Raw genomic sequence first — 1901 nt, forward strand, 5'->3', positions numbered from 1 at the left:
CAGGTATCGGTCCCCTGCAAATCCAAGTCCTAACATTTCTTCGGTCTCGACCGAATCAATCGGCTACCGTTTCGACGATTGCCCGGGAACTCTCCGTGAAGCTGCCCACTGCTTCTGAAGTCATCCGAACGCTGGAGCAGAAGCGTTTGGTCCGTCGGCGCCGTCGGGAAATCGACAATCGCGTCGTGACCGTTCATCTCACCTCGCTTGGAGCAAAGGCAGGGCATGTGGAAAACCGATGGCCGGAGATTCTCGCCTCTGCGACCGAGAATTTGTCGGTGCAAGAGCAGGTCGTGCTTCTGACCGCGCTCGTGAAACTGATTCGCGCGCTTCAATTGCAGGGAGAAATTCCCGTTGCGCGCATGTGCATCTCCTGCGAGCATTTCCGTCAGCATGCCTATGCGGAATCGGACCAACCGCATCACTGCAACTTCTACAATACGGCATTCGGGGATCAGGCATTTCGCCTCGATTGCCCCGAGTACGTGGAAGCTCCGGCGGAAGACCCCAACAAGGCTGATTCTCACAAAGCCGGGAGCATGGCCCAAGCACAAACCCAGGGTCTAACGGCCGGCTGACGGCTTATCATCGGGCAGTTTCTGTGACGGTTACTCGGTTCGGTTGATGTAGATGAATCGGTCGGCCTCGATCTGTTCCATTAAATCTTCCAAAGCCGCCTGCAACGCGATCTCGATAGGAACACGATCTGAAGCGGTGACCCACCGTACCGATGACCCTACCGCGGTGTGTTCGGCGCGATACGACTTCATAAGCCCGGCGCCATCGCTCATCTCCGCTTGCAATCCGATTCGGTAATGATAGAGGTCGCTGCGAGAGGTCAGCGTCAGTTTCGTGGCCACACGGAGCGTCAGGTCGGCTGGGTCAGGTGAAACTGAAATGAAGGTTCTTCGTTGCCGCACGTATCGCAAGAGCGCCTGCTTGAGGTCGAGGTGCGACCATTCCAGCATGGTGATGCCCGGCCGATGGTCCGGGCCCTCCATTGAAATCGGACTGATAAGGACCTGAAGAGTTCGAGGGATGGTGACGGATGACGCGCTCGCGGGGAGCGGCGTCACCTGAATATGATGGACACATCCTCCCCATGTCGCACAGAGTCCCAGCAGGAGCAGTTTGAACGTCATGGAGTGGGCCATAGATAGGACAAAAGTTGGCGTACGAAGCTCGCTACAGTGTTCGGAGTCCGCGCGATTAGTGAGTCGAGTCAGAAGAAGGATCCGCCACGATCTCCAAGTCTTTCAATGCTCGAGCAGCTTGTTCCCGGTACGCCTGTTCCGTCGGGTCCGTGTAGGTATCGACCACGCGTTGATAGGCTGCGCGTGATTTTTCCGGCTGCTGCTTGATCGCAAAGTATTGCCCCAACGCAATCCAGTTTTGAGCTGCCGCTTCTCGAGCCGTTTTCATCAGCGCGAACTCCCGTCCGGCCTGCGACGATTCCCGCAACCGACCCTGCTTCTTGACGGTGGCCTCCATCTGGTCGGCCATGACTTCGATCTGTTCGTTTTCGTGAACCGCCGCTGCCACTCTATTGGCCTTGAGGTGCGTGTAGAAATTGTCGATGTGGTTCTTCATGACATCCGCTCGCCGCTGATACGAATCTTGCGCACAACCGGACAGAAGGAGCGCGAACAGCGAGATGATGCCCGTGGTTCGGTACAAGAAGCGGCCGATGGAGGTCTTCATATGGAGCCTCATAGAGGATTGAGCGTTGGTGCGCCTATGCGGTGAAAGTCTAACATACGCCCAACCGTGCAAAACACTAGCTCGACCGGAGGGAACCCCTTGAACCTCTCACAATGGCTGAGCTATCTTATTCCCTGGACATTCTCTAGACTAGAATGTAGGGAGCATATGGGTTGACTTCGATTAAGGAGGAGAATGAC

Annotated in this window: 3 protein-coding genes; 1 reads left to right on the forward strand and 2 read right to left on the reverse strand. The window is 56.1% G+C overall.

What is annotated here, in order from left to right:
* Window positions 1–578: MarR family winged helix-turn-helix transcriptional regulator (locus ACOSYY_RS09120; RefSeq protein WP_421661956.1), on the forward strand; the 578-nt coding region annotated here is incomplete at its 5' end.
* 30 nt (window positions 579–608) lie between these two features.
* Here the strand turns inward: ACOSYY_RS09120 and ACOSYY_RS09125 are convergent.
* Both ACOSYY_RS09125 and ACOSYY_RS09130 read right to left on the reverse strand, forming a co-directional pair.
* Window positions 609–1142, reverse strand: coding sequence for a hypothetical protein (locus ACOSYY_RS09125; protein WP_421661957.1), 534 nt, complete (start codon window positions 1140–1142; stop codon window positions 609–611).
* Window positions 1143–1209: 67 nt separating this feature from the next.
* Window positions 1210–1701: a hypothetical protein gene (locus ACOSYY_RS09130; RefSeq protein WP_421661958.1), complete on the reverse strand. Its 492-nt coding sequence runs from the start codon at window positions 1699–1701 to the stop codon at window positions 1210–1212.
* Between the last annotated feature and the right edge of the window lie 200 nt (window positions 1702–1901).

It is taken from the genome of Nitrospira sp. BLG_2, assembly GCF_049222245.1.

What these genes read in the sequence shown, in the direction of transcription:
- ACOSYY_RS09125 (WP_421661957.1), bottom strand. Translation starts at nt 1,142, where the DNA reads ATGACGTTCAAACTGCTCCTGCTGGGACTCTGTGCGACATGGGGAGGA.
- ACOSYY_RS09130 (WP_421661958.1), bottom strand. Translation starts at nt 1,701, where the DNA reads ATGAAGACCTCCATCGGCCGCTTCTTGTACCGAACCACGGGCATCATC.